Source organism: Spirochaetales bacterium, from assembly GCA_016930085.1.
GTDB lineage: Bacteria > Spirochaetota > Spirochaetia > SZUA-6 > JAFGRV01 > JAFGHO01.
This window is the reverse complement of sequence record JAFGHO010000018.1, coordinates 69,552-95,111: the sequence shown is the minus strand read 5'-3', so window position 1 is coordinate 95,111 and position 25,560 is coordinate 69,552. Positions and strand designations below refer to the sequence as shown.

Annotated in this window: 20 protein-coding genes; 13 read left to right on the top strand and 7 right to left on the bottom strand. The window is 44.8% G+C overall.

All coding sequences use genetic code 11. The features are described 5' to 3' along the window. Window positions 1-124: 124 nt before the first annotated feature. Window positions 125-2,404, bottom strand: coding sequence for a helix-turn-helix domain-containing protein (locus tag JW881_03365; protein MBN1696533.1), 2,280 nt, complete (start codon window positions 2,402-2,404; stop codon window positions 125-127). Window positions 2,405-2,613: 209 nt separating this feature from the next. On the opposite strand from JW881_03365, the gene JW881_03360 reads away from it, so the two are divergent. After that, a complete protein-coding gene (locus JW881_03360; GenBank protein MBN1696532.1) occupies window positions 2,614-4,044 on the top strand; it encodes an extracellular solute-binding protein in 1,431 nt (476 codons plus the stop codon). 50 nt (window positions 4,045-4,094) lie between these two features. Here the strand turns inward: JW881_03360 and JW881_03355 are convergent, their stop codons facing one another. After that, window positions 4,095-4,784: a response regulator transcription factor gene (locus JW881_03355; GenBank protein ID MBN1696531.1), complete on the bottom strand. Its 690-nt coding sequence runs from the start codon at window positions 4,782-4,784 to the stop codon at window positions 4,095-4,097. 800 nt (window positions 4,785-5,584) lie between these two features. On the opposite strand from JW881_03355, the gene JW881_03350 reads away from it, so the two are divergent. From JW881_03350 to JW881_03335, 4 genes are all read left to right on the top strand, one after another. Continuing rightward, complete coding sequence (locus tag JW881_03350) at window positions 5,585-6,307, top strand: polyphosphate polymerase domain-containing protein (GenBank protein ID MBN1696530.1); 723 nt, start codon at window positions 5,585-5,587, stop codon at window positions 6,305-6,307. Window positions 6,308-6,506: 199 nt separating this feature from the next. Continuing rightward, entirely contained in the window at window positions 6,507-7,175 is a 669-nt protein-coding gene (locus tag JW881_03345; protein MBN1696529.1) for a DUF4956 domain-containing protein, read from the top strand. Window positions 7,176-7,205: 30 nt separating this feature from the next. Next, window positions 7,206-8,120 carry an SdiA-regulated domain-containing protein gene (locus JW881_03340; protein MBN1696528.1) on the top strand — a complete coding sequence of 305 codons (915 nt, stop codon included), beginning with the start codon at window positions 7,206-7,208 and terminating at the stop codon, window positions 8,118-8,120. 651 nt (window positions 8,121-8,771) lie between these two features. After that, on the top strand, window positions 8,772-10,043 hold the full coding sequence (locus JW881_03335) for a sugar transferase (protein MBN1696527.1): 1,272 nt from the start codon (window positions 8,772-8,774) through the stop codon (window positions 10,041-10,043). A 144-nt stretch (window positions 10,044-10,187) separates the two neighbouring features. Here the strand turns inward: JW881_03335 and JW881_03330 are convergent, their stop codons facing one another. Beyond that, window positions 10,188-11,762 carry an ATP-binding protein gene (locus tag JW881_03330; GenBank protein MBN1696526.1) on the bottom strand — a complete coding sequence of 525 codons (1,575 nt, stop codon included), beginning with the start codon at window positions 11,760-11,762 and terminating at the stop codon, window positions 10,188-10,190. Window positions 11,763-11,940: 178 nt separating this feature from the next. Here JW881_03330 and JW881_03325 point away from each other — a divergent pair, with 178 nt between their 5' ends. After that, window positions 11,941-13,125, top strand: a complete 1,185-nt coding sequence (locus tag JW881_03325; GenBank protein ID MBN1696525.1) for a hypothetical protein — start codon at window positions 11,941-11,943, stop codon at window positions 13,123-13,125. A gap of 141 nt (window positions 13,126-13,266) precedes the next feature. Here the strand turns inward: JW881_03325 and nadE are convergent, their stop codons facing one another. The 3 genes from nadE to JW881_03310 are packed head-to-tail and all read right to left on the bottom strand — an operon-like array spanning window position 13,267 to window position 16,497. After that, on the bottom strand, window positions 13,267-14,256 hold the full coding sequence (gene nadE / locus JW881_03320; GenBank protein ID MBN1696524.1) for an NAD(+) synthase: 990 nt from the start codon (window positions 14,254-14,256) through the stop codon (window positions 13,267-13,269). Window positions 14,257-14,276: 20 nt separating this feature from the next. After that, on the bottom strand, window positions 14,277-16,268 hold the full coding sequence (gene asnB / locus JW881_03315) for an asparagine synthase (glutamine-hydrolyzing) (protein MBN1696523.1): 1,992 nt from the start codon (window positions 16,266-16,268) through the stop codon (window positions 14,277-14,279). Window positions 16,269-16,275: 7 nt separating this feature from the next. Next, window positions 16,276-16,497, bottom strand: a complete 222-nt coding sequence (locus JW881_03310; protein MBN1696522.1) for a hypothetical protein — start codon at window positions 16,495-16,497, stop codon at window positions 16,276-16,278. Between the two features lie 268 nt (window positions 16,498-16,765). On the opposite strand from JW881_03310, the gene JW881_03305 reads away from it, so the two are divergent. The 4 genes from JW881_03305 (at window position 16,766) to JW881_03290 (ending at window position 20,202) form a co-directional block, all read left to right on the top strand. Beyond that, complete coding sequence (locus JW881_03305) at window positions 16,766-17,314, top strand: acyltransferase (protein MBN1696521.1); 549 nt, start codon at window positions 16,766-16,768, stop codon at window positions 17,312-17,314. Between the two features lie 276 nt (window positions 17,315-17,590). Further along, window positions 17,591-18,598, top strand: a complete 1,008-nt coding sequence (locus JW881_03300) for a Gfo/Idh/MocA family oxidoreductase (protein ID MBN1696520.1) — start codon at window positions 17,591-17,593, stop codon at window positions 18,596-18,598. 12 nt (window positions 18,599-18,610) lie between these two features. Then, on the top strand, window positions 18,611-19,087 hold the full coding sequence (locus tag JW881_03295) for an N-acetyltransferase (protein ID MBN1696519.1): 477 nt from the start codon (window positions 18,611-18,613) through the stop codon (window positions 19,085-19,087). Beyond that, window positions 19,084-20,202: a DegT/DnrJ/EryC1/StrS family aminotransferase gene (locus JW881_03290; GenBank protein MBN1696518.1), complete on the top strand. Its 1,119-nt coding sequence runs from the start codon at window positions 19,084-19,086 to the stop codon at window positions 20,200-20,202. The genes JW881_03295 and JW881_03290 overlap by 4 nt, the downstream gene beginning before the upstream one ends. Here the strand turns inward: JW881_03290 and JW881_03285 are convergent. Beyond that, window positions 20,174-21,076 carry a hypothetical protein gene (locus JW881_03285; GenBank protein ID MBN1696517.1) on the bottom strand — a complete coding sequence of 301 codons (903 nt, stop codon included), beginning with the start codon at window positions 21,074-21,076 and terminating at the stop codon, window positions 20,174-20,176. The genes JW881_03290 and JW881_03285 overlap by 29 nt on opposite strands. Before the next feature lie 553 nt (window positions 21,077-21,629). On the opposite strand from JW881_03285, the gene JW881_03280 reads away from it, so the two are divergent. The 3 genes from JW881_03280 (at window position 21,630) to JW881_03270 (ending at window position 25,559) form a co-directional block, all read left to right on the top strand. Then, complete coding sequence (locus JW881_03280; protein MBN1696516.1) at window positions 21,630-22,673, top strand: peptidoglycan bridge formation glycyltransferase FemA/FemB family protein; 1,044 nt, start codon at window positions 21,630-21,632, stop codon at window positions 22,671-22,673. Between the two features lie 102 nt (window positions 22,674-22,775). Further along, the gene (locus JW881_03275) at window positions 22,776-24,449 is read left to right on the top strand and encodes a hypothetical protein (GenBank protein MBN1696515.1); all 1,674 of its coding nucleotides are present in this window, start codon (window positions 22,776-22,778) and stop codon (window positions 24,447-24,449) included. 45 nt (window positions 24,450-24,494) lie between these two features. Further along, entirely contained in the window at window positions 24,495-25,559 is a 1,065-nt protein-coding gene (locus tag JW881_03270; protein MBN1696514.1) for a Gfo/Idh/MocA family oxidoreductase, read from the top strand. Window position 25,560: the final 1 nt, after the last annotated feature.

Below are 25,560 nucleotides of genomic sequence, written 5' to 3'. Positions count from 1 at the left end.
GTTGATATTTCGGTCTTCATTCTATCATGAAACGGTATTTTTTTAAAGGATTAAATTTTATTAATGAACACAATATTTAATAATGGACGCGGTCATGCGGTATAAAGCAGTCCGATGAGGAGTGTCAGGATGGGGCGGCACGCTTTTGCAGAAGTCTGAGTTTCGTCGGCGGTATATTCGTTACCCGCTTGAAAGCCCTGCGGAATGCCTTGTCGCTGCTGTATCCCACTTTTTGAGCTATTTCGTTGATCGTGAGGGAGGTTTCCGAAAGGAGTCGTGTGGCGTGGTCGATCCGCAGTTTTTCAAGATACCAGGAAAAATTGACACCGGTCTGCTCCTTGAAAAAACAGGAGAGATACACCTCGGTAAGCCCGAATCTGGAAGAGACGCTGTAAAGCGACAGTTGGGAATTTGAATAATTTTCATCGAGGTAATGAACGATATTGTCACTCAGCGCTGTATTGTGGCTTTTTTTCTTTTCATCGATCATTTTACAGAGACGCCCCGTCAGCTTTTTTATGTGACCGAACGCCTCCTCCGGTTCTTCAATCTCCGTGATATGCCGTATCATCTCCATGACCCGCGAATCGATATCGATATGATTCTTGAGTTTTATAAATGTTCCGTGTATTTCCATCATCAGCTGATCGCATTTTTTTCTGCTCAACCTGAGCGTATTCAGATTGACCCCGGCGATGGTATCCAGAATCGCATTTGCCTGGTCAATATCCCCCGCCTTGACGACATTCATAAACCGCATTTCTATTTCAAGGGGGTAGTAGTAATCCTGGATCTTCTCCGATAGCTGGTGAAACCAGATAACGGGGTTGGCGGATGATTTTCCCGTGACATTCAACGCCTCTATCGCTTCTTCCATCGCTTTGTTGATTTCCAGCAGATTTCGTGCGAGTCCGCTTACGGCGATATGAAATTGCGACACGTATACCTCGCGGATATTGTCGTATATCGTCTGTATTGATTTTTCTGCCGATGAAAAACAGGCTGAATCACTCATGTCCGAAAATGCAAGCAACACCGCCATTCGTTCCTCGTCCATATCATGGATATGGCAGTTGCCGCCTATCGTGTTCGATATGATGTTGGCGATGACGACTTTCGTCATCTGGAGTTCCGAGAATATCTCTTTTTCCCTGCGGTCTTCATAGCCTGAAAGTGCGATAATACATATCAGAAACTTCTCGCCCGTTATCCGCATTCGGGCAAACGATAAGCCCGCATCGATTTCCTCCCTGTTTTTAAATCCACCTTTTATAAGCCGGTTGAAGAAGGTTTTTTGAACAAAATCGGACTGTCGGTCCAAAGCCTCCTTTAGTCCCCGGCTTTTTTTTATCAGTTCGGCGACACCTCCCTGTAAATCCGGATAGTCCTTTTTAGGGGTATCCTGGCCGAAGAACTCCCCCATCATTGTAATCACTTTCTGAAGCGGTTTTGAGTTTTCATAGGCGAGGTACAGTGCGATGATGATACTGAAGACAAACGACGATACAAGAAGCCACATGATGATGTTATTAGAAAACCCCAGTTGATCGATGAGATATTGATAGGGAATTGTCACCACATATTTCCAGTCGTTTTTCGGCGAGGTCGTATAGATGGAGACCATCCGCAGGCCGTCCCGTTCTTCGATGATGATGCCTTCCTGTTGATCAAAGGTTCTTTTGAATGAAGGGCGGGGCGTCTTGCCTGCGGTATTTCCCGTTACACTCGTGATGATCGTTCGGCGGTTGTCCGTTATATAGGCGCGTCCGCCGGGAGGAATGTTGAATTTTCTGATAAGGTTTTCGATTTTCTGTTCGCTTATCAGAAATACGATGGCCCCTTCGGGTCTGTCGGTAAAACTGAGAACGGGAAGCGAATGAATGTAGGGTATATAGGTGATATATTCCGAATGGGTAATCATTTCGCTTTTTATCCTTATCGAAGGCAGAAACAGACCCTTGAAGTAGGTGAGCGAAAGGTTGTTGTTCCACGATTGAACCGTCGAGCCCCGTATTTCAAACACGGATTCCCTGTTGAAAAGTGAGGTGGAAAACGATGTGTCCGGGGTGATGACGGTATCGCTTTTTTTGAGATAGATGTAGCATGTTGTCGTTAAATCTTCATCGTAAAAATAGGATGAAAATTCATTGATAAACTCCCTGATTTTATAATTGACGGAACCGATCTCGTTTGCACTCAGGCGCAGGAGTTCCTTGAGCCGCTGCTTTTCTCCGATATTGAAGACTTTCCATTCGATCGAGGTCATGTAATTATCGATAATTTCACGTGTCTGGATAAGCAGGGCGAGATGCGTTTTTTTTACCTGTTCGATATAGCCCCGAAGCATTCCCTGGTAAGTAAACCAGCTGATAATGACGGGTATTATCAATACTATGATAAACATTGTAAGAAACCGGAAAAAGATTGTGTGTATTCTCTTTTTCTTTTTAGCCATAATTGTTTACATCGTCGTCTCTGCCGCGGTGCATCGGCTTCTTTTGATATTTGTCTGTACATAATCATAAAATAGTTTTAGAATTAAGTAAAGCTTTGTTGTAGGAAAATATCTTTAGCATGAGAGTCTTTGCTTTTTTAGAGACGGGGAACGGGAAAATGAGACAGAAATGGATTTTCCTCAGGACCGGTTTAACGGCGGTCGCGTGTTTGTTGTTGGCGTACTGCGCAAAAGAAAAAACGGTTGTTCGGGAAAAACCCGTCCGCATGAAAGCGGTGCTCGATATCGTCCTGGTACCGCAGAACGGGCAGAGGGAATGGTGTGAGGAGCTTTCTAAACTAACAGGTGTTGAATGGTTTATCGTTCAACCGCTTCACGACCAGTACAGCAAAAAACTCAGGTTTATTTTTCTCTCCGGCGACCTTCCGGACATCTGTGAAATACAGACAGGGGATTATATCGTTCTTGCCGCCTCCGGCAAGCTTCTGGCGCTTAATGATTATATCAGGGGAAGCAGGTATATAAAGGACATAGACGAAAGGTATTATACGGCCTACCGGCTCAGGGACGGCAATATATACGGCTTTCCCCTTAACAGGGGCGGGGGGTGTGTTACTTATATAAGAAAGGACTGGCTTTCGAATCTCGGTCTCGAAGTACCCGAAACCTGGGATGAGTTTTACACGGTCATGAAAGCGTTCACGGAAAACGATCCTGACGGAAACGGCCTGGCGGACACGATCGGGTATACGACAGTCGTCAATAACGAGTTCGATTATTACAACCGGATGATAATGCAGGGTGCGAGATTCGGTTTTTTCAAACGGGGCGGTGAATGGGTTGACGGGTTTACGGAACCGGAAATGGAGGATGCCCTGGAACGCTTCAGGCGATGCTATGAAGAAGGCATTATCGATCACGAAATCTTCACCAATACGACGACGACGGTCCGGACAAAGTTGTATGAAAGCAGGGTGGGAATAATCGAATATTGGTCGGGCCAATGGGCGGTTCGGTTGAATGAAAGCATACGAAGCACCAGTTGTCCCGAATCGGTCTTGATCGCGGTTCCTCCCGTGGGCGATGCCCGGTACCTCGAACGGGTTGCCCCGTGTCTTGCGATCACGAAAGAGGCAAAGGATCCGGAAGCCGCTTTCAGGTGTTTTATCGATATCATGCATGACAAGGGGCCGGGCCAGATGCTTTTTACCTACGGCGTTCCGGACCTGCACTACAAAAAGACGGGCGGGACGTATGAAATGATGAGGGAATTGCAGAATCCGGCAAGAACATTCAATAAGGCCTATGTTCACCCGGAACTAACCCTCAATGACTGGGACCTCCCCATAAAGCCGGCGGATGATGTGATCAGGTCGCGAAGTGTCCATGCCATGTATTGCGATCAAATGCTGCTTCCCGAAGGCGGAGAGTACTATGTTCAATACGCCGATGATATCATGGTATTGAAACAGAATATCGCCGCACGAATTATAACCGGGGAGTACAATATAAAGGAAGGAATCGAACTTTATAAAGGACAGTCCCGATCTTTCCACCGGGATGATATTCTCGTGGAGTTGAATCGATAGAGACGACGGGTGCCGGCCGCTCTTTTTTGACGGCTACCGTGGAGGCGGTGCTAGTTTTGATAGGGGGGGTCCATGGCGGGATTGACGAATTTATACCCGTAGTTCCTTACCGTCTCGATAAAGCTGTTTTTAGTCCCCAGTTTTTTACGTATGCGCTTTATATGGGAGTCGACTGTCCGGTGATAGCCGTCGTAATCGTAATTCCAGACGTCTTTGAGAATCTGATCCCGGCTTAGCGCCACACCATGATTTTCGACAAGGTATAAAAGCAAGTCGTATTCCTTTGGTCTGAGGTGGAGGGGTTTGCCCTTTATCGAAACATAATGCCCTTTTTTGTTGAGTTCAAACTCATCAAAGGTATGAATCTGGCGGTTACCGTTTCTTCGCCGCAACAGGGCGTTCATTCTGGCTATCAAAATTTCCGGATTGAAGGGTTTTCTTATATATTCGTCGATCCCTATCTCATATCCGTACAATTCATAGATATCTTCGTGATTGGAGGTAACGACAACAAGCGGTATATCGGTGATCTTTTTTATTTCCCGGCAGATAGTCCAGCCGTTATTCTGTGAGATGAGGATGTCGACGATGACAAGATCAAAGAGATTTTGTTTTTCCAGTTGTTCCAGCGATTGTTTTTTATTTTTAATATCGACCTGAAAACTTCCTTCATCTTCAAGATATTCGGCAATATGCTTTTTACTTTCGATATTGTCGTCGATAATCAGGATTTTTTTCATTGTTTACGTTCCCTTTTTTTACCAAATAACGTCTCATCTTCACATCGATGATACCCCTCATCATGTGTCGGCGTAACGCTCATATCCGTATGTCTTTTTATTTTACTCTACATTATACATTGAATAGAGAGGGAGTGTGTATTGTCAATAGGATAATTCTATATAAAGAATATACTATAAAACATGATATTTCAATAAGCTATTGCCGGTAAACACCCGATTTTTATACAATAAAATGCTATTGCCGGAATAGGGATTTATATATATGCTACCTGTAGCAATTCACCTAAAAACACTTAAAAGAATCGGCTGAATCACCCACTAAGAGTTTTCATGGTGATGCGGGAGGATAGGTTGCAGGTAACATCGATAGCGAAACTCCCTGCATTATTGAAGCGACATCGTTGTCGGCGTGGTTTTTACACACACAGCCTTCATTCGGCGTCTTTTCCCTCATACAAGAATTCATTACCATCGGCAAACAACTCCGGCACTCTTGTTTTTATGTAAAAAGAAAGAAATCTAAATTATATAAATAGTTTTCGGTTCAGTATACACGAATATTGTGATCATCGTGTGAACGAATGATGAACGTTCGATGTATAATTGTTCAACCCCCTGTACAAATGCGGGATATCATGGTATTGACGATTATTATAGAATGAAATGTTTACTCAATAATCATACATCCGGCATACGATGTTCATGGATCGATAATATCATATGAGATAAACTCGTATGATGTTTGTAAGAGAGCGGTATGGAAACGGTGATGGATGATGAGAGGGCAGGAAAACGTGATGAATGATGGAAAAAACGGAAGCAATAACCATATCTCCTTGTTCAGAAACGAATTGAAATACTATATCGGTTATATCGATTATGTACGAATCAGGGAGATACTTTCCAGATTCATGAAAACGGATTCGCATTCCAGATCGTTTGACGGCTATTGGATACGAAGCCTTTACTTCGATACTCCGGACAACAAGGAGTACATGGAGAAGATAATGGGTATCGAAGAGAGAAAAAAAATAAGATTGAGGCTTTATAATGTGGAGACCGATCAAATAAAACTGGAGATCAAGAACAAATACAACGATTATTTGAAGAAAGAGACGGCGTTTGTCACAAGGGAACAGGCATCGATGTTGATAAACGGCGTCAGGTCGTTTTTACTGAATCCCGGAAACCCTGTCCTGAACCGTGTCTATTGTTTGATGGCCGAACATTATTACAGCCCCGTCGTCGTCATCGATTATATGCGGGACGCGTTTGTCGAGGATTTCAACAATATTCGCATTACCTTTGACAGGAACATCACCGCATGCGCCACGGATTTCGATATTTTCAGACTCGATTTGCATCTGTTTCCTGTTTTCGAAAGCATGACTGTTGTTATGGAGGTCAAATACAATGTATTTTTACCCGCATGGTTGAAAATGGTATTGTCATGTATACAGACAGTCAACTCGGCAATCAGTAAATATTGTTACGGCAGGGAAACATATAATATTCTCTGATAATTGCACGTCCCATTTGCCTTGCACCGGTTGTTTTAATTATATTATATTATATATCCGTATTGAATATAAGAGCATTGTCGAGTAGTTAAAAAGATTATTTCTCTTTTGATTATGTGAGTCGTGAAACCAACGAAAGACTATTGAATCGTTGATGTTACACCTTTTTATTGAGGAAAAAGGAAAAGAGGAACGCGAGGTGGAAAAAAAATTATTTCCGGGAATTATCGATATCGTTACCGTTTATATTCCCGTCGAGCAGATGTTGTTCAATCAGGCAATCGCGATCATCGTGGCATTGATCATTTCATGGGTCTACAAAAAGACCTACTCGGGAATCATCTATTCCAAAAATTTCAATATCACCCTTGTGCTTATTACCGTGGTAACCGCGGCCGTGATGATGGTAATCGGGGGAAGCCTTGCCCTCTCCCTCGGCATGGTGGGGGCGCTGTCCATAATCAGATTCAGGTCAGCTATTAAAGATATACGGGATATCGGTTACCTGTTCTGGGGAATGTCCGCGGGTCTTGCCGCCGGGACGGGAAACCACACGATCGCGGTGTTGGGTACCCTCATCGTGGCGGTGTTAATGTTCATTTTCCATTATTATCTGGGTGAACAGTTTTCATATATCCTTATTGTCAAAGGTAATGGGTTTTCCGAAAATCAGCTTGAAACCGTATTCAAGGATTTTTCCCATAAATATAAATTGAAAATGAAAAACAGCGACTCCTCCGGTTACGAGATGATCTACGAAATCCAGATCAAGAAAAAAGAAGAACATGCGTTTGTCAGTAATGTGAAACAGCTTTCCGGTATCAGATCGATCAACCTGCTTTCGCATAAAGGCGAGATGATCGGATGAAAAAACCGGTACTGTCTTGGGGTATTGCCTGTGAAAAAAGAAAATAAACTCATCATTATTCTTTTATGCACTATCGCGGGGGTCGCCGTCTTAAGCATCTGGATTACCCGTCCGGCGGAAGGTGAAAGCGGGACTTCCGTCGTCAATCTGATGGGTGTCCTGCCCTACGATATATTGCATCCCGATACCATCATCACACTTCCGCCGGAACTGACGGAGGTCTCCGGTATATCGTATTACAGGGACAATATACTCGCCTGTATCGAAGATGAGAACGGTATCATCTATCTGCTGGATTATGAAAGCGGCGAGATGAAGGGGAATCACAAATTCGGCAAGGATAAGGATTACGAGGATATCGAGATAATGAAAGACACAATCGACGACATGGAGACAAAGATTTATATCCTTCTCAATACCGGAACGATCTATCGCATCAAGAATCTGGGGCTGGCGGATCAGAAAATAAAAAAATACCAGACATTCCTGTCATCGCGGGATGATGCGGAAGGTCTCTGCTACCACCGGGGATTGAACGCCCTCCTTATCACCTGTAAAAATCCGCAGTACCTGGCAGGAATGGACGAGCCCATTTATACTTTTGACCTCAATAAAAAAAGCATGACGGCCGTTCCGCTTTTTTCAATCGATATCGACGCGATCAGGGAAAAAGCTGAAAATCCTTTTCTCATAAAGGGGAAATTACAGCCTTCAGGGATTGCCGTGCATCCGGTGACGGGGGAAATCTATCTCATTTCTTCCGTCGAAAAACTTCTTGTCGTTATCGATACGGACGGGGCAATACGGTCCGTGACCGAATTACCCAGACAACTATTCTTACAACCGGAAGGGATTTGCTTTCTTCCCGGCGGAGATATGTTTGTGTCGAACGAAGGCCGCGGAGGACAGGGGAATATAATGAGGTTTCTATATCGGAAACAATGATTGATCGCTATAAAATAGTAAAAAACGAATTATCTTTTATCCATGAAAACACGATATTTATGAAGTACATAAACTTGATGGTTTCTCAAATATAAAAACCTACTGAGCCATAGGACAATAGCCCTATAAAGGTGCTAAATCTATAAAAATAGTCATAATAAAGTACTACTGTTTGAAAACGAACTAGTAAAAAATAATACTAAAAATATACCATTTGGTACAAAATTCATTCTTTATCATTATTGTGTTTTTCAAATTTTCAAGTATATTTACAACTGTTACTTTGGCGGAAGGGTATATGCCTGAAGCGTGGTAATTGATTGAAAGTAAAGTGATTTTTAAAGAGAAATAAAAAAATAGTGCTATTGAGCAACCATGCGGAATGCATGTCTAAACGCTCTCCATAAAAAAGACCATTTAAGGGTAGATACAAAAGATGCAGTGATTAATGTCAGGGGGGAAAAGGCATTAATCGGAAGGCGAAAAAAGGAGAAGTGTGTATGGCGGATATAAAAACATAACTTCCGATTTTTTCTTGTCTTGTATGCATAAGTTGAAAGCACATAGGCCAAAAGGCTGCCTTTTATGATGAAATGATATCATGAAAGGATGAGCGGGGTGCGCCATGTGCGATTTCATGAGGAGGAAGAAATGGTAAACAGAAACAGGAGTATAAAAGACCGTAAAATCATTAATCCCATATCTTCAGTCGATATAAAGGTGTTAAATAAAAAAGAGTTTAGACTTTTTCTCAATATCGAAAGAAACAGGGCGGACAGACTCAATAATGTCTTTTCACTCGTCCTCTTTGAAACCCATGAAGTATATAACAAAAAACAGATTCGAAGGATTATCGATACGTTGAAAAACCGTATACGGACCGTTGATGTTGCAGGATGGCTCGACGATCATTATCTTGGTGTCATTCTTCATGCGACAGATGGAGACGGGGCGTGGATGTTTGCCATCGATGTGGCAAAGAAGATTTATGAGGTTTCTCCCGCTCCGCCCTTTACAATTTTTACCTATCCGCATTCATGGTTCGAGAATGGTGATCCGAATGGAAATACGACCTCCGGAACCGGTGAACATGATGAGGAGAATAATGTCATCAATATATCCGGGAAGCAGGCTGTCCCGACCGGGACCACCCGCTGCATGAAGAAAGCGGAAGTGCTTAAAAGCCGGCTGGCGAACGTTTTTTCACGGGACATTCCTCTGTGGAAACGACTTATCGATCTCCTCCTGTCAGGGACCGCCCTTCTGTTGTTATCCCCTCTCTTCCTCCTTGTCGCCGCATATATCAAAATCGTGTCACCGGGACCTGTTTTTTTCAAACAGGAACGTATAGGGTATCAGGGCAACAAATTTACGCTTCTGAAATTCCGTACCATGCACCACAATATCGGTGTCAATGTCCATGCGCATCACCTGAAAGAACTCATCAACGGTGGTGATAGACCAATGACCAAACTCGACGGTAAAAATGATTCGAGAATCATCCGTGGAGGGAATGTGCTTCGAAAATCATGCATCGACGAGCTTCCGCAACTCATCAATGTTTTTTTGGGAGAGATGAGTCTTGTCGGACCGAGACCGCCGATCCCCTATGAGGTCAACGAATATACGAGATGGCATCGCTATCGATTCGATGTGCTTCCCGGTCTTACCGGATTGTGGCAGGTAAGCGGGAAAAACAGGCTGTCATTCAACCAGATGGTCAGGCTTGATATAAAATACGGTAAAAAGCTGTCTTTTTTATTTGACGTATTCATCATGATAAAAACAATCCCGACAATTATGGGATTAATCTTCGAATCGGTTATCGACAAGCTGAGACGAAACAGGGAACAACATATGGAGACAAAAGAAACCAAAAAGGAATTGAGTCTTCTTATTGCAGAGATATTTTCGCAGGAATAAGGCTTTGAAAAGACACCTTCTATTGCTTTTATAAGCGTTGAGTCGGTGTCTTTTTAACGTCTTATCGAAGCTATTAAATTTTCAGGTATCAATCATACGGTTAAAAGTATGCAGCGTGATGGTGGCTTATAAGCCATTCAGCGGCTATATAAGCCATACATCGATGATAAGGCCGTCTTCTTTATTGTTTTTGTAAATCTTCTGTTCCCATAATTCATCGGGATTTTTGCTGAAAATGATCACATAGCCGTCCGAGATCTTTCTTTCTTTCATCTGCACCGTCAATTCTTCCACTGACTTTCTCATCTGTTCCTTTAACGGCGGCTTGAAAAAATGAAGGTCTATCAGGTTTTTCTGGATCGATTGGCGGTAAGGCCATGAAATAGTCAGTGTCGTGAATTTTCTTCCGATACCGTACTCCCGCTGTATCTTTCCCCCGCCGTCGATAATTCGCTGCAGGAATGCCTGAAAAAAGAGGAATGCGCCGGCCTGCTGATAGCTGAACCGTTCCGCCCATCGTCTGAAATACTTGTTGTAAAAGTTCTGGAATGATTTGATTATTTTTCTCATGTTCAGCATCCCGTCTTCTTCGGAGAAGAGGTCGAGATCGTATCGTATGAGAAGTTGTGTGGAATAAATAAGTGATCGGGGAATGATTTCCTTGTATATTTCGTTTGCGATGCCGATCTGGCTGCTGCTTATTGTGATCAGACCGAGATCGTAGAGGTATTGAAAGTCTTCTTCCGATATATCCTGGAAAAACTCCTCACCGGTCAGCATCGGCGATATGATTTTTTTCACCCCCTCCTGGTTCAATTGCTCGACGAGATTCTGAAGATGTATTTCCTGTTTCTGGATAATGTTTTCCGCCGCTTCATCAACATCTCTTTCTTTTATTGTCGAAATATCCTTTTTCCGGGGTACCATTTCCGAACAAATTTCATACCCCAACGCATTGACGATCCACGGTTGCCCGGCCGTGAGCCGCCATATTTTATTTATCGCAGCCATATCGACTTTTATCTGTGTGTCTTTCGAATACCGGTGAAAGAGGGATTCGATATCGTCTTTGCTGAAATTGTTCAGTCGGAGTGATTTTGCCTCGATATTGAAAATGCTGCCGCCGGTGACGACGTTTCCCGGAGAGAGTTCGATTTTTTTGTAACGGATATCTTCCACGCAACAGAGTATCGCGCTTTGGGGAAAAAGCCGGGGGCGCTTGTCGTAGCCGGCGCGTAACTGGCGTAACAGGGCGGCAAGGATTTTCCCTTGCAGTGAATCGACTTCATCGAAAATAAGAATAATCGGTTTTAAGCTGTTTTTCGACCATTGAGTGAGGAGTTCGTTAAAGGCGAGATTCGGACCCCGCTCCTCGAGAAGATTGAACGCTATTTTTTCCGGCAGATAATCGTTCAGATAATCCCTGGCCCTTGAAGAGAGTTCCGATAAAATGCATTTCATGCTTTCCGTTATGTCATCGGCGGCGGTATAGCTGGATTCGAGGTTGATATACAGGCATTTATACTGGTCTTTCTGGTTGATATAATCCGTAAGGGCGAGCATGCACGAGGTTTTACCGGATTGACGGGGGGCGTGTAAAACAAAGTATTTTTTCTGTTCGATAAGCTTAAGGATAACGCTTAAATCGAATCTTCGAAGCGGATCGATACAATAGTGATCAAGTGCGTTGACGGGACCTGCCGTGTTAAAAAAATGCATAATAGGTATTTTAACCTAAAAGTAATGTTTTAGCAATCTTATCAGGAGAAAATTTCTCCTTTACGTGCTTTCTTCGGATTTTCAATTAGAATATGAGAGTGAAATCGAGGAATCGGTGATTGTCGTGAGTTTACATAAAGTGCATTTTTTAATATAATTGTATGCTATGAATGGCGACATGTATAATAATGCGGGAGAAAGCAAACCAAAAGAAAAAACAATAATGGAAATAATTCTCCATTATGTGGCGATTCTTCTCCGTTACAAGATATTCATCATTATTATTACAATTTTGTTTGCGGTCGGTGCTTTGACCATTACCATAATATCGATCATGCTCCCTTCCGAGATAAGTCCACTGCCAAATGAGTTTACCGCGGACGCCCTTCTTTTATTTCAAAAGGAAGATATCGGGCTGGATACACTCAGGCAGACAATGGGACTTGAATCCGCGTTTCCCCGCAGCAACTTTGATTATGGAAACCTGGCAATAAGGGTTATGTACAGCAGATCTTTTCTCGATGAACTTGCGGAAGAGTACGATGTTTTTGAAAAATACGGGATTGAAGACAGAATACAGCTTTATGCCCGGAGATCGATCACCGGCAGGTTGCAGGCGGAATACAGCAGGCCAACCTATGAGCTTTTTTTACTCTATGTGGACACGGACCCGATAAGGGCGTATGAAATTCTAAACGCGATCGTGCTGCAATTGCAGGACTGGTTTTTTAACAAACTCATTACCGCGCGCACAAATAAAAAGCTGCTTTATGAACAGAAATTAATAGAAATAAGAGAGGAAATAACAAGACTGGAGAGGCAAATCCTTCAAATTCAGAAGCAATATGGTGTCCTCTCGCTGGATGAACTGGCAACCCAGCAGGCGGAGATTATCGGGAGTCTCCAGTCGCAGCTTGTCGTCAAGGAAATGGAGATAAAAAACTATTCGAAAATAGCAACCATGCAGGATCCCCATCTTTCCAAGCTGAAATCGGAACGTGAAAATATCCTCGATCTCATCGAACAAGTCGAGAAAGGGCTGCCCGGGTATGACAGCTCGTTATTGCCGAAAAAAGACCTCCCTGAAATAGCGCTTGATTTCTCGCATCTTCAGCAAAGTCTTGATATTCAGAATCGAATTTTTGAAAACCTTTCCCAGCAATATGAAATAGCGAAACTGACGCTGGAAGCGGAACCGCTTTTTCAGGTAATCGAATGGCCGGAAGTGCCAAAGCAGAAATCGGGACCAAATCGAACGCTTATTATCATCGGGGCGACCTTCGGCGGATTCATCCTGGCTGTGGTTCTGGCTATAATTATTGATTTGATCAGGAAACAGCTGAACAAGCGGAAACAGATTTAGCGGCACCTGTCACGACCTGCTTTGCAGGTCTTCGGAGGCGGCCCGTAGGCATAACCTGCTTGAAAAGGTTGAATACGCTGTATAAGCTGAATCACGGCGGATGTTTTTACCGAGACGGTAATGCATATCCGGGTTATCGAGTCAAGGCTTGATGATTTCAATGTTCTCGATCAGAAGCGGCGGGAGATGCAGGTATCGTGTCGTTTTTCTTTTTTGTTCGATGTCGCTATACACCCGGTTGACCTGTTCTTCACTCAGACCGATCGTTTTTGCCACATTTATGGCGGGAATCCCGTTGTTCTTTCCATAAAGACAGAGATCCATTTTGTCGTACGGTAATGAGAAATAAAACTCTTCCTGTGACTGGGGCATTGAATAGGTATCGGTGGTGGGGGGACGCGATCTGATTTCTTCCGGAATTCCAAGAAAGGCAGCCAGCTGGTACACCTGGGTCTTGTAGAGGTGGGCGACGGGTTTGATGTCCGCGGCCCCGTCCCCGAGCTTGACGAAAAACCCCTGGTCGTATTCAAGACGGTTCGGCGTGCCGGCGACTGCGTAATTGAGTCGGTCGGCATGGTAATATTCGAACATTTTCCGCACGCGCTGCTTGAAATTGGATGCGGCGACTATACCGAGATATGCTTTTGATGTCAAACGTTTTTTTATTATCCGTCCGGAAGGTGCCTGGACGACGATGGAAAAAAGCCTGAGGTTTCCGGTTTCGACAATACCCGGCAGCACCAGTTTGGCTTTATACTCTTTTGTATATTCGGGAATGACTTCTTTTATTGCCTCATCCCGCTTTCGATAGCATCCCGCCGACTCCAGCGTTCCCGTAATGTCTTTCCGTATCGTCTCGATCCCGAGATAGTCCGCGACGAGTTTCCCTAACCGTAATGTATCGGGAGAAGATTCCCTTTCCGGAAGCAGCAACCCCAATATCCGGTCGGGACCGAGTGCTTTCACGGCGAGTGCGCCGACGACACTGCTGTCGATTCCCCCCGACAGGGCAACGACGAGTCCCTGCCGCTTCAGTTCCGTTTTGACATATTCTCTCAAGGTTTTTGTAATGTTCTCTATTGCTTTCTTTTCATCCAGCAAAAGACGTTCAAAACCGAATTCCGTTTTCATCTGTATCGTTACTCCTTGTTTTACTTGTTGCAGGTCATATCGACGATTTTCCTGAGTACCGGCATCTTCTTTTTGCGGAACATCTCACCCCCGTGTTTCATAAAATGATGATGGATAAGCATCGTCGATACAATGCCCACAATACGCATATTATCCGCATTACTCATGTTTACCCCTTTAGCGTTTCTGCATTTATCAAGTAAAAGCGCCACGGCATCCTCGCTGAATATCCCCGCCTTTTTTATCGCGTTCGGGTTTACTATATCGTCAAACCACTCGAGGCGGTGTCCGCCGAAAAAACTTGCCGCGTCCGGCGAATGATAGGGCTGCTTCGGCCTTTCAAGAATACTGTCCGGGACAAGATCGGAAAACGCCTTTTTGAGAATATGTTTTTCCCGCAGCCCGAGCAGTTTGCGCCTGGCGGGGAGATTATCGGCAAAATCGACGACATCACTGTCAAGGAAGGGAAACCGGCCTTCGACAGAGTGTGCCATGAGCATGCTGTCTCCCTGTGAAGAGAGGATATACCCGGAAAGCAGGGTCGTCATCTCGAGCCATTGAGCGCGAGAGAGGCTGTCCCATTTGACATGAGTGCGGGGCAACCGGCCGAGCAATTCCTGCGCGACATCGGTTTTTTCCATTTCACGCAGGAAATCCCGTGTGACAAGTCTTTTTATCATCATCGTTGTGTCCCATCGCGGGCGATGGGAAAGTCCGGGATCCGAGAGATCCAGGGATTTACCGTAAAATCGATGGGCGAAAGCCGGAATGCTTTGGGGCGAGCGGGACATCCATGGATAGAGTTTGAGGAGAATGTCGCGCCGTTTTGCGGATGAAGGATCCCTGGCGAGAAACTCCCGTACCTTCGCCTCCCTGAAAATATCGTATCCCGCGAACACTTCATCCGCACCTTCTCCGGTCACGACAACCTTGTAACCCGCTTTCTTCACCAGGCGGGAGAGAAGGAAAAGGGGCGCCGGGGCTGTTCTGAGAATGGGACGTTCGGTATGCAGGATGACATCGGGAAATATCCTGCCGATATCATCGACTGAAACCACGATATCCTCATGTTTTGTCCCGAGTCTTTTTACCAGTTCCCGCTGGTACGGACCTTCATCGAGTGCCATGTCACTGAATCGTATCGAAAAGGTATGAAGGGGTGTCCCGGTAAAATGTGTGATAATTGAGGCGGTAATCGACGAATCGAGACCGCCGGAAATAAACGCCCCGACAGGAACATCGCTTCGCGTAAAGCGCAACCGGCTTGCTTTGACGAGAAGGTCTTTCAATCGTTCGATATGTTCCCCTTCACTTCCTTCCCTCTCGTTATCCCTTTCTGCAAAATCAGGCTGCCAGTAAGGCTTTTCCGTGAATGAGCCGTTTTTCAGTACTGCGAAGTGGCCAGGTTTCAGTTCATACACGCCGTTGAACACCGTCCGCGGCGCGACGGGACACCAGAAAGTGAATACTTCATTCAGTCCGGCCGGATCGAAGGAGAGATCGACAAACGGACAAGCGGCTAACGCCTTGATTTCGGAAGAAAACAAAAATTTATTTCCGGTTTTGGTATAATAGAGGGGTCGTATTCCCAGACGATCGCGGGAAAGGATGAGGGTTTTCTTTTTCCTGTCCCACAGACTTATCGCCCACTGCCCGTTAAAACGGGAAAAACAGGACGTCCCCCATTGTTCATAGGCGTGAACGATGACTTCCGTATCGCTTTTTGTCGAAAAAGCGTGTCCCAGTTTTTTCAGTTCGGCGGCCAGTTCTATATAATTGAATATCTCACCATTATATATGACCCAGAGAGAACCGTCTTCGTTTGAAAGGGGCTGAGTTCCTCCCTGAAGATCGATTATCGAAAGGCGGGTATGGCCGAGTGCCGCATCATGGTCACGGAAATAGCCGCTTGAATCCGGTCCGCGATGAACGAGCCGTGACATCATGTTCAGCAATATTCCGATGTCCGGTAGTTCCGTGTTTTCCGTTACGACGCCGCAGATCCCGCACATTCTTTCTTTATAATCCTTTTTTTCCCTTTTTTGAGGTTATTTTTTCACGTATGAACTTTTCAATAGTATCCGCATTGTTGAGTATTTCGGGACATATCTGGTCATCGGCAAGCCGTATTCCGAAGCTGTCTTCAAGATACAGGGATGTTTCAAGCAGATAAAGGTCGTCCTTTCTAAAAGATCTATTGTTTTCGCAGTAGTCAGTTATATATTTTCTTATATTATTCATGCCGTTTCATACATACATGGAATAGACAAACTATTCTTCCTGTTTTTGTTATTATAAACGTAAATACGATTTTAAGGCAAACATTGAAAATATTTTTTTACAGGTGACGGCGGTAAAAGTCAGGATTTATATTGCACGGACGGGAGGGGATATCGATTATTTCAGATACCGGTCATAAACGGCAATTTGAGTCAACGATTCTTTTTCCTTGACACTCCTTTCCCACTCTGATAATGATGATATATCGAACATCATAAGGCCTCATAAAATGGTATTGAGAGGGCTTTTGCAAATGAATAGAATTTTAACGCAGGAATCTCTCCTGAAAGCGATTAAAAACAGGTTTCTGCAATCGATCGCGAGAAATTTTCCCGGTTCTACGACAATCAGGATATGGCTTCATAAGTTGCGCGGCGTAAAAATAGGAAAGGATGTCTTTATCGGCACCGATGTTCTTCTGGACACGGCACATCCGGAAAAGATTGTCATCGGAGACAGGGTGATCATCGGTATTCGTTCGACATTGATCGCCCATTTCGACAATCTCGGGGAAAAGCATCTGGCAAGCAGGAAACCTTCTCTGGTAATCGGGGACGAGGTTTTCATAGGGCCCGGAGTCATAATCATGCCGAACATTAAAATAGGGAAAGGTGCTGTGGTGGCCGCGGGAAGTGTCGTGACAAAATCCGTCCCGCCGCATACGATGGTTCAGGGGAATCCGGCGGCCGCTGTGGCAACGTGCGGCAAGTCATTGACACGGGACACGAACATGTGGGATTTTTACAGGCAATTAAAAACGGTCAAGAGAAAAAGATAGACGGCGGTTATTAATAAGGGATTGGGCATAGATAAAGCCGGTTTCAAACAGGACGTATCAAACGTTAAGTAAAACGATGCAGGTAGCGAAAGATGGAACAAAATGCCGGTTTTTATTAATGAAACTGAAAATTCCTGTCAGCCTTGACAAAATAATATTAAAAGGAAATACTTCTTTAATATTTTACCATTTTGATTACCGATATGGTAAAAGCTGACGTTATAAAGCGGGGTAATATACCGCCTCACTTTAAATACACATAAAAGGAAATAAAATATGGTAAATATCGGTATTGTCGGATGCGGCTATTGGGGTCCGAATCTCATCAGGAATTTCAGATCCCTCACCGATTGCCGGGTAATTAAAGTATGCGATAAAGATGATAAAAGACTCAACCATATGAAAGAAATCTATCCGGAGGTCGATACGACAACGGATTATAGCAGTCTTGTGGATGATGATCGTATCGACGCCATTGTCGTCGCGACGCCGGTTTCCACTCATTTCAAACTCGCCCGGATGGCTCTTCAAGCCGGAAAACATACATTCATCGAAAAACCGATGGCGGGTTCGACCGAAGAATGTCAGGCCCTCAACGACATAGCGCATGAAAAGTCACTTGTGTTAATGGTCGGTCACACATTCATCTATACGGCGACGGTGAGGAAAATAAAGGAGATTATCGATTCAGGGGACATCGGTGAGGTCCTGTATATAAAATCCCAGCGTCTCAATCTGGGTCTGTTCCAGAACGATATCAACGTCACATGGGACCTTGCCCCGCACGATATTTCCATTATTCTCTATCTCATTAATGAAAGACCCGTTTCAGTAAACTGCGTCGGGAAAGCGCACATTCATCCCAAAATAGAGGATGTCACCACCCTCACCATGGATTTCAGCAACAATTTTTTTGCCATTATTCAAAGCAGCTGGCTGGACCCCAGAAAAATACGCGAGTTTACCATTATCGGGAGTAAAAAGATGATCGTCTATGATGACACGGAACCCCTTTATAAAATAAAAATTTACGATCAGCACGTAAAGATTCCCCATCACTACGATACATTCGGTGAGTTTCAGTTTGCCTATCATTACGGTGACGTGTATATTCCCCATATAAAACAGACCGAACCGCTGCGAATCGAATGCCAGCAGTTTATCGATTCGATCGAAAAAGGGGAGCCTTCTCCTTCGGACGGTGAGGCCGGTATGCAGATTGTCAGGATACTGGAAGCCTCAACCGCGTCCCTGAAGGCCGAAGGAAAAAAAATAAATTTATAACGGATGGAAAACATGCAGAAGATAGCGGACGATGTCAGGTTGGGCAAGGATGTCAAAATATACGGATTTGTCAACCTTTACGGCTGTGAGATCGGCAGCCTGACCAAAGTAGGAACCTTCGTGGAAATTCAGAAGGGTGTGACAATCGGTGAACGGTGCAAGATATCGAGCCATACCTTTATCTGTGAAGGCGTGACGATCGAGGATGAGGTGTTTATCGGACATAACGTCACCTTCATCAATGACATATACCCGCGTTCCACGAATATAAACGGCGAACTCCAGACGGAGGACGACTGGATGTGTATCCCGACCCTTGTTAAAAAGGGGGCTTCGATCGGTTCGAGCGCGACGATCAAATGCGGAATAACGATCGGCGAGAGGGCGATTATCGGTATGGGAAGCGTCGTGACAAAGGATGTGCCTGCCGATACGATCGTCGCGGGTAATCCCGCAAGAATATTACGGAAAAGAAAAGAGAATGAATGATGATGAATGTTCCATTTTTAGACCTCAAAAAACAGTATGAATCGATAAAGACCGAAATCCATCAGGCGATACAACAGGTGATCGATAAAACCGCTTTCGCAGGGGGGCCCTTTGTCGAGGAGTTCGAGAAAGAGTTCGCCGCTTTCTGCGGAACCGATTATGCGGTGGGTGTGGGAAGCGGAACGGACGCACTCTGGCTGGCGCTTCTGGCGGCGGGTATCGGTGAAGGAGACGAAGTCATCACCGTACCCAATACATTTATCGCGACCGCGGAAGCGGTCAGTTACGCGGGCGCGACGCCCGTTTTTATCGATATCGATGCCAAAACATACACGATGAATCCCCGTCTGCTAGAAGCGGCGATAACGGAGAAGACGAAGGCGGTCATCCCCGTGCAGCTGTTCGGTCAGATGTGCGATATGGACCCGATCCTGGAAATCGCCGGAAAACACGGACTCGTTGTGATCGAGGACGCATGCCAGGCGCACGGGGCGGAGTATAAGGGGAAAAAGGCGGGTTCCATGGGATTGATGGGGGCTTTCAGCTTTTATCCGGGGAAGAATCTCGGTGCGTACGGCGAGGCCGGAGCAATCACGACGAATGACGGGAAGCATGCCGATACATGCAGGATGCTGCGGGACCACGGGCAGTCGAAAAAGTATTATCATTCGATGATCGGCTGGAATGCGCGGATGGACGGGATCCAGGGGGCGATTTTAAGCGTCAAATTGAAACACCTCGGGGCATGGAACGACAGACGCAGGGAAAACGCCGCCGCCTACAATGAGCTTCTTCAACATTTCGAAGGGATTGTGCTGCCGTATGAGGCGGAATACGGGAAACATGTGTACCATATCTATGCCGTCATGACGGAGAACCGCGAAGATTTTATGGATTATCTGAAAGGAAAAGGAATCTTCTGCGGAATACATTATCCGGTCCCGTTGCATATGCAGGACGCTTACCGGGGGCTGGATTGCGCCGGTAAAAGGTATCCTGTTGCCGAAGAATGCGCACGGAATTACGTATCGTTACCCATGGGAGAACATCTTGAAAGGGAGCAGATAGAATATACGGCGGGGATTATCAGGGAATATTTCGCGGCATCCGTATAGATGTGTTAATTAAGTCTTTTATACATTCACTTCTGCAAAATGAGGCCAGTTCTCTGGGTAAAACATGCCAGTATTGGTCTTTATAATTTGTTTTTATATAGTCAAGAAACTCGATATAGAAATCGACGGGATAATTGTTGATCCTTTTTTTATCGCCGTGAAATTGCAGATAATCGGGATGGACATTTACTAAAACCATGCCCCCCTTTTCCGCAATCCAGTCGACTTTTCGTTTCCACAAATCTATATCTTTATGCTTTAATAATATAAAAACGGTAAAATCCTGCGGGAGTGTATAAGGAATTTCGATGTAGGAATGCTGCCGGTAATTCTTGACCATGAACGGGTAGATTGTTTTCACGGCGTCGTTTTGAGGTTCTATGGGATCCGTGTCAAAGGTGGATGAATCATATTCGATGTTCAGATCATGCAGCCATTCGAGATTGTGGAAACTCGAAGGCGATGCGAAACCCGCACATTGATGTTTTTCCAGATAATGATTAATCAGCTTGACCCGTTTGTCGAATATTTCTTTTGATAGATACAGTTTGCCGTCATGCGTGAGACCATGTATGCCTGCTTCGAACCCCCTCTTCTTTATACCGTCTATCATCTCCCGGGTTACCTCGTATTTTTGAAACAACAGATTGTAGACGGATTTAAATCCAAGTCCGTCTTCAATATCGATGAGGTCATTGATTTTCCGGTACCCGACCTCCGATTCTATGTCGTGCCGCAACAGCACCGCAAACCGCTTTTTTTGAGGCCATCCGTGAAACCATTCCGGTTTTTTGTCCGCCGAAAAGTCGATCGGCCATATCGTTTTATATTTTCTGCTTTTATAAAACGCATAGAGTCTTCTTGCCGCAATCATGATCCTTTTTGGAATATAGGATTTACAGCAATAATAGACGTTATAAAAACTCTTCCGCGCGGCCGTGATTTGAATGTGACTTGTATTTCGATGATGCATAGGTTATTTATCGAATACGACACTATCACTTTTCTTGTTATGAAAAAACAACTTTACTTTAATTAAATATCCGGTGATAGTTAATTCTTTCCCCCTGTCATTATGTATACATCCCGGTTAATCAACGATCAAACATGTTAATTTCCCTATAAAATAAGCAACAATCCATATAAAAAAATTCTCAAACGAGTAAGTAAAATGTCGTTTTCAATACTATATGTTATATTGGATTTTTATGAAAATATCAAATACTATTATTTTATCACTTTGTAATGAAAGTCGTGAGATATCGGCATTTATTATCGTCAATAGCTAAAATTAAAAATCTTATGGCAATGCCCCTCCTTTGGGAAGCGTTTTTACCGAAACTCTTTCTTGATTTTGATATTTACATAGCGGCGGCGAGTCTCTATAGTGAGGGTAAAATCTTTTATGACGGGAATATTCGGTTACTATGGAATGTGTTGAGGTGATAAATCCATTGCAGTATACGGGCTGGAACGACCTTGTCCGTTCACACCCGGATTATACATTCTTTCATTCGACGTATTGGCTTGAGGTGTTGAATCATTCATATCATTATAAGCCCTTTTTTTTCATTTTCAAGAAAAACGACATGATAAGGGGAATCGTCCCGGTATTGGAAGTAAGAAATATAGTCGGGAAAAAAAACGGGATTTCCCTCCCTTTTTCCGATTATTGCCCCCCGCTTGTTTTTTCCGATACGTCTGATCTTGAAAAAATGATTTATCATATTCTCTCATATGCGAAAAAAACCGGATGGCAATATATCGAACTGCGCGACGTGATAAAGGAGGTTGCCCTGCAATATGAGGGGCACAGACAGATATACTATCACCATATCGTGGACCTTGACGATTCGTTTGCCAATATCGTTTCGCGGTATAAATCCTGCAACAGAAGAAACATAGTCAAAGCGGAGAAATGCGGGGTCAAGATTGACTATCACACCAATCTGAACGGCTTAAAAGCGTATTATCGGCTGCATTGTAAAACGAGAAAAAAGCATGGAGTTCCTCCCCAGCCGTTTTCCTTTTTCAGAAATATCTGGAAACACGTTTTAAAAAACGGGAAAGGGGTTGTCGCGCTAGCGAGTCATGAGGAAAATATCATCGCCGGAGCCGTTTTCTTTCATTTTGGTAAGAAGGTGTTGTATAAATATGGTGCCTCCGATACTAAATTTAATCATCTCCGGCCCAATAATTGTATCATGTGTGATGCCATTAAAAAGTATCATGAAAAAGGGTATGCCAGCATGTCTTTCGGGAGAACTTCCCCGGACAACCGGGGTCTTCTCTCCTTTAAGGGGCAATGGGGCGCCGAAATAATGGAAATGAACTACCTGACTGTCGATGTGAGAAAAAAGGCCGGTGAACCGATACATTACGGCTCGAAACGGCTGGCCCGTTATATGAAATTGATCCCCGTTTCGCTTTTGAGGGTGATAGGAAGGTTCATGTACCGGTATATGGGGTAAGGTGCCTTATGAGCGATTCGTTTCAATCAAAGCATTCCGGATACACCGTTTCAATTATCCGGCTAAAATTTGAAAACATCTTTTTTGACGGCAGGTGATGGGATGATTGGCATAATTTGTTCCGATTCCGAAATATCGGTGGTCGAAGAACTATTTGAATTATTCAAAACACCATGGGAATTGTATCAAAAAGGTAAACGGTACCCTGTGGTAATGTGTTCGAAAAAGGTGCCCGAAACCGCGATCGATGCGCGATTATTGATCGTCTATTGTTCACGGGAGACAACGGGGGGGATGGGAAAGCGTATCGGCAGGCGCTACGATACGGAACCCGTGAGGTTGTCGGGATATGGTCTGAGCGTCCCGTTATACGGGTCTGTGGTGACATTTACCGGTGATTGTTCTTCCAGACTGTTGCTTGAGGAAACAAACGAGCCGGTAATGATGAAGCGGGAGAAAGCCGGTATGATCGTCCTGCACATCGGATTCAATCTTTTTGACGAGATCTCCCGGCTTCTGCTAAAGGGACAGCCCGTCGGGAACGCATGCATCCCTGTGCTGGATTATCACATCATGCTGCTTAAGCTCGTCATTCTCGATTACGGGAGAATACCTGTTATCGAAATTCCACCCGTTCATCCCCGTTATTCCTGTATGGTCGCCCTGACCCATGATGTCGATTTTGTTTCGATCCGAAAGCACTTCCCGGACCTGACCTTCATCGCGTATCTCTACAGGGCGACGATCGGTTCTTTGCTCGATGTGGTGAGAGGAAAACGGACGGTCCGCCATCTTGTCAGGAACCTGATTTCCGTTTTTTCACTTCCTTTTGTGCTTGCCGGTGCGGTAAAGGATTTCTGGAATCAATTCAAGGAATATGTGAAACTGGAAAAAGGATTGACATCGACGTTTTATGTCATCCCGTTCAAAGGCCGTACGGGAAAAAATCAGAATGCCGGTAATGTAAAAAGACGGGCTTCCAGGTATGATATCGACGATATCGGGGATGAGATTATGTATCTGGATACCTGCGGCAATGAGGTGGGGGTTCACGGCCTTGATTCCTGGAACAGCGAATCGTCGGCGCAATCCGAACTGAATCGCGTTCGTGAAATAATCGGAAGAGACCGGAAGGTCGGGATTCGCATGCACTGGCTGTTTTTTAACGAAAACACTCCACGTCACCTTGAAAGGGGCGGTTATTTTTACGATTCCAGTTACGGCTATAACGAAACCGTCGGTTTTCGGGCCGGAACGTCCCAGGTATTCCGTTTTCCGGGCGTATCCGGGCTGTATGAGCTACCGATGCACATACAGGATTCGACCATGTTTTATCCGGGAAGAATGAATCTTAAGGAAAGCGAAGCATGGGCATATTGCGAACATATATTCAACGAAGCGGCTGTTTTGGGCGGTGCCGTTACGGTCATCTGGCACATGCGAAGCATCGCGCCCGAACGGTTATGGGATAATTTTTATAAAAGACTTCTCGACTATTTAAAGGCAAGGAAGGTATGGGTAACAAAAGCACTCGATATCGTTATGTGGTTTCATGCAAGAAGAAGCATCTCCTTTACAAATATGACGTTGGCGAATGATCTTTTCACATGTGATATCGAGTATGAAAATAGCACGGCAGACAGCCGGGTGCTTGAAAACACGCATCAGATCAGGTGTTACCGTCCGGGCGGGGCGAAGACACCTGTAGACACGGAGACACTTAAAAATTATACTGTTATACCGTGGGGGAGTACGATAAGCGTCTCCCTTGACTGAATTGACCGGAAACGGCGGTTGGATCATTAGCAAGAGGTAACAGTCATGGATAAAATCAGGTTTGCTGTTGTCGGATGCGGCAGGATTTCGAAAAGACATTTTGACGCACTCATCGATATCAAGGAAGCGGAACTGGTCGCGGTGTGCGACAGTCAGAAAAAGAGGGCGGTCCAGGCCGCCGAATATTGCGGCAATATTCCATATTACCTCTCGTATGACGAGATGCTTCAAAAAGAAGCTGTCGATGCGGTGACGATATTGACGCCAAGCGGCTTCCACCATACACATACCATTGATATTGTCAGGAAATATCACAAGCATATTGTCTGCGAGAAACCGATGGCATTACAGCTCGACGACGCCGATGAGATGATCCGGATCTGCGATGAATACGGGTGCAGGTTGTTCGTCGTCAAACAGAACAGATACAATCTGCCGGTCGCCAAACTCAGGGAGGCGGTGGAAGAGGGGAAATTCGGCAGGATATTCCTGGGAACGATCCGGGTCCGGTGGATGAGAAAACAAAGTTATTACAATATGGATCAATGGCGCGGCACATGGAAACTGGACGGCGGCGTTCTCGCGAACCAGGCTTCCCACCATATCGATCTTCTGGAGTGGATGCTCGGAGAACCGGTCTCGGTAATGGGGAAAACCATGAATTACCTTACCGATATCGAAGTCGAAGATACCGCCGCCGCGATTATCAAATTCAGAAACGGCGCGCTGGGTATTATCGAAGCCACGACGGCCACGCGCCCCCTCGATCTCGAAGGCTCGATTTCGATCCTTGGAGAAAAGGGGACGGTCGTCATTGGGGGATTCGCCGTCAATAAAATGATTACCTGGGAATTCGAAGATCAGAGTGAAGAAGAGAAAAAAAAGGTGTTGACCGATTATGCGGAAAATCCGCCGAATGTATACGGATTCGGTCATAAACGTTATCTGGAAAACGTTATCGACTGCATTATCAACAACAGGCGGGCCCTCGTCGACGGCATTGAAGGTCGAAAATCCCTTGAACTCATCAACGCGATCTATGAATCGGCTGAAACCGAAAGGGAAGTCAATCTTCGGTTCGTGCCCAAAAAATCACGATTGGGGAAATAGA

Bases quoted from the DNA above. Each gene is read 5' to 3' on its own strand.
- JW881_03365 (MBN1696533.1), bottom strand. From the start codon at position 2,404: ATGTTTATCATAGTATTGATAATACCCGTCATTATCAGCTGGTTTACT.
- JW881_03360 (MBN1696532.1), top strand. From the start codon at position 2,614: ATGAGACAGAAATGGATTTTCCTCAGGACCGGTTTAACGGCGGTCGCG.
- JW881_03355 (MBN1696531.1), bottom strand. From the start codon at position 4,784: ATGAAAAAAATCCTGATTATCGACGACAATATCGAAAGTAAAAAGCAT.
- JW881_03350 (MBN1696530.1), top strand. From the start codon at position 5,585: ATGAATGATGGAAAAAACGGAAGCAATAACCATATCTCCTTGTTCAGA.
- JW881_03335 (MBN1696527.1), top strand. From the start codon at position 8,772: ATGGTAAACAGAAACAGGAGTATAAAAGACCGTAAAATCATTAATCCC.
- JW881_03330 (MBN1696526.1), bottom strand. From the start codon at position 11,762: ATGCATTTTTTTAACACGGCAGGTCCCGTCAACGCACTTGATCACTAT.
- JW881_03325 (MBN1696525.1), top strand. From the start codon at position 11,941: ATGTATAATAATGCGGGAGAAAGCAAACCAAAAGAAAAAACAATAATG.
- nadE (MBN1696524.1), bottom strand. From the start codon at position 14,256: ATGAAAACGGAATTCGGTTTTGAACGTCTTTTGCTGGATGAAAAGAAA.
- asnB (MBN1696523.1), bottom strand. From the start codon at position 16,268: ATGTGCGGGATCTGCGGCGTCGTAACGGAAAACACGGAACTACCGGAC.
- JW881_03310 (MBN1696522.1), bottom strand. From the start codon at position 16,497: ATGAATAATATAAGAAAATATATAACTGACTACTGCGAAAACAATAGA.
- JW881_03305 (MBN1696521.1), top strand. From the start codon at position 16,766: ATGGTATTGAGAGGGCTTTTGCAAATGAATAGAATTTTAACGCAGGAA.
- JW881_03300 (MBN1696520.1), top strand. From the start codon at position 17,591: ATGGTAAATATCGGTATTGTCGGATGCGGCTATTGGGGTCCGAATCTC.
- JW881_03295 (MBN1696519.1), top strand. From the start codon at position 18,611: ATGCAGAAGATAGCGGACGATGTCAGGTTGGGCAAGGATGTCAAAATA.
- JW881_03290 (MBN1696518.1), top strand. From the start codon at position 19,084: ATGATGATGAATGTTCCATTTTTAGACCTCAAAAAACAGTATGAATCG.
- JW881_03285 (MBN1696517.1), bottom strand. From the start codon at position 21,076: ATGATTGCGGCAAGAAGACTCTATGCGTTTTATAAAAGCAGAAAATAT.
- JW881_03280 (MBN1696516.1), top strand. From the start codon at position 21,630: ATGGAATGTGTTGAGGTGATAAATCCATTGCAGTATACGGGCTGGAAC.
- JW881_03275 (MBN1696515.1), top strand. From the start codon at position 22,776: ATGATTGGCATAATTTGTTCCGATTCCGAAATATCGGTGGTCGAAGAA.
- JW881_03270 (MBN1696514.1), top strand. From the start codon at position 24,495: ATGGATAAAATCAGGTTTGCTGTTGTCGGATGCGGCAGGATTTCGAAA.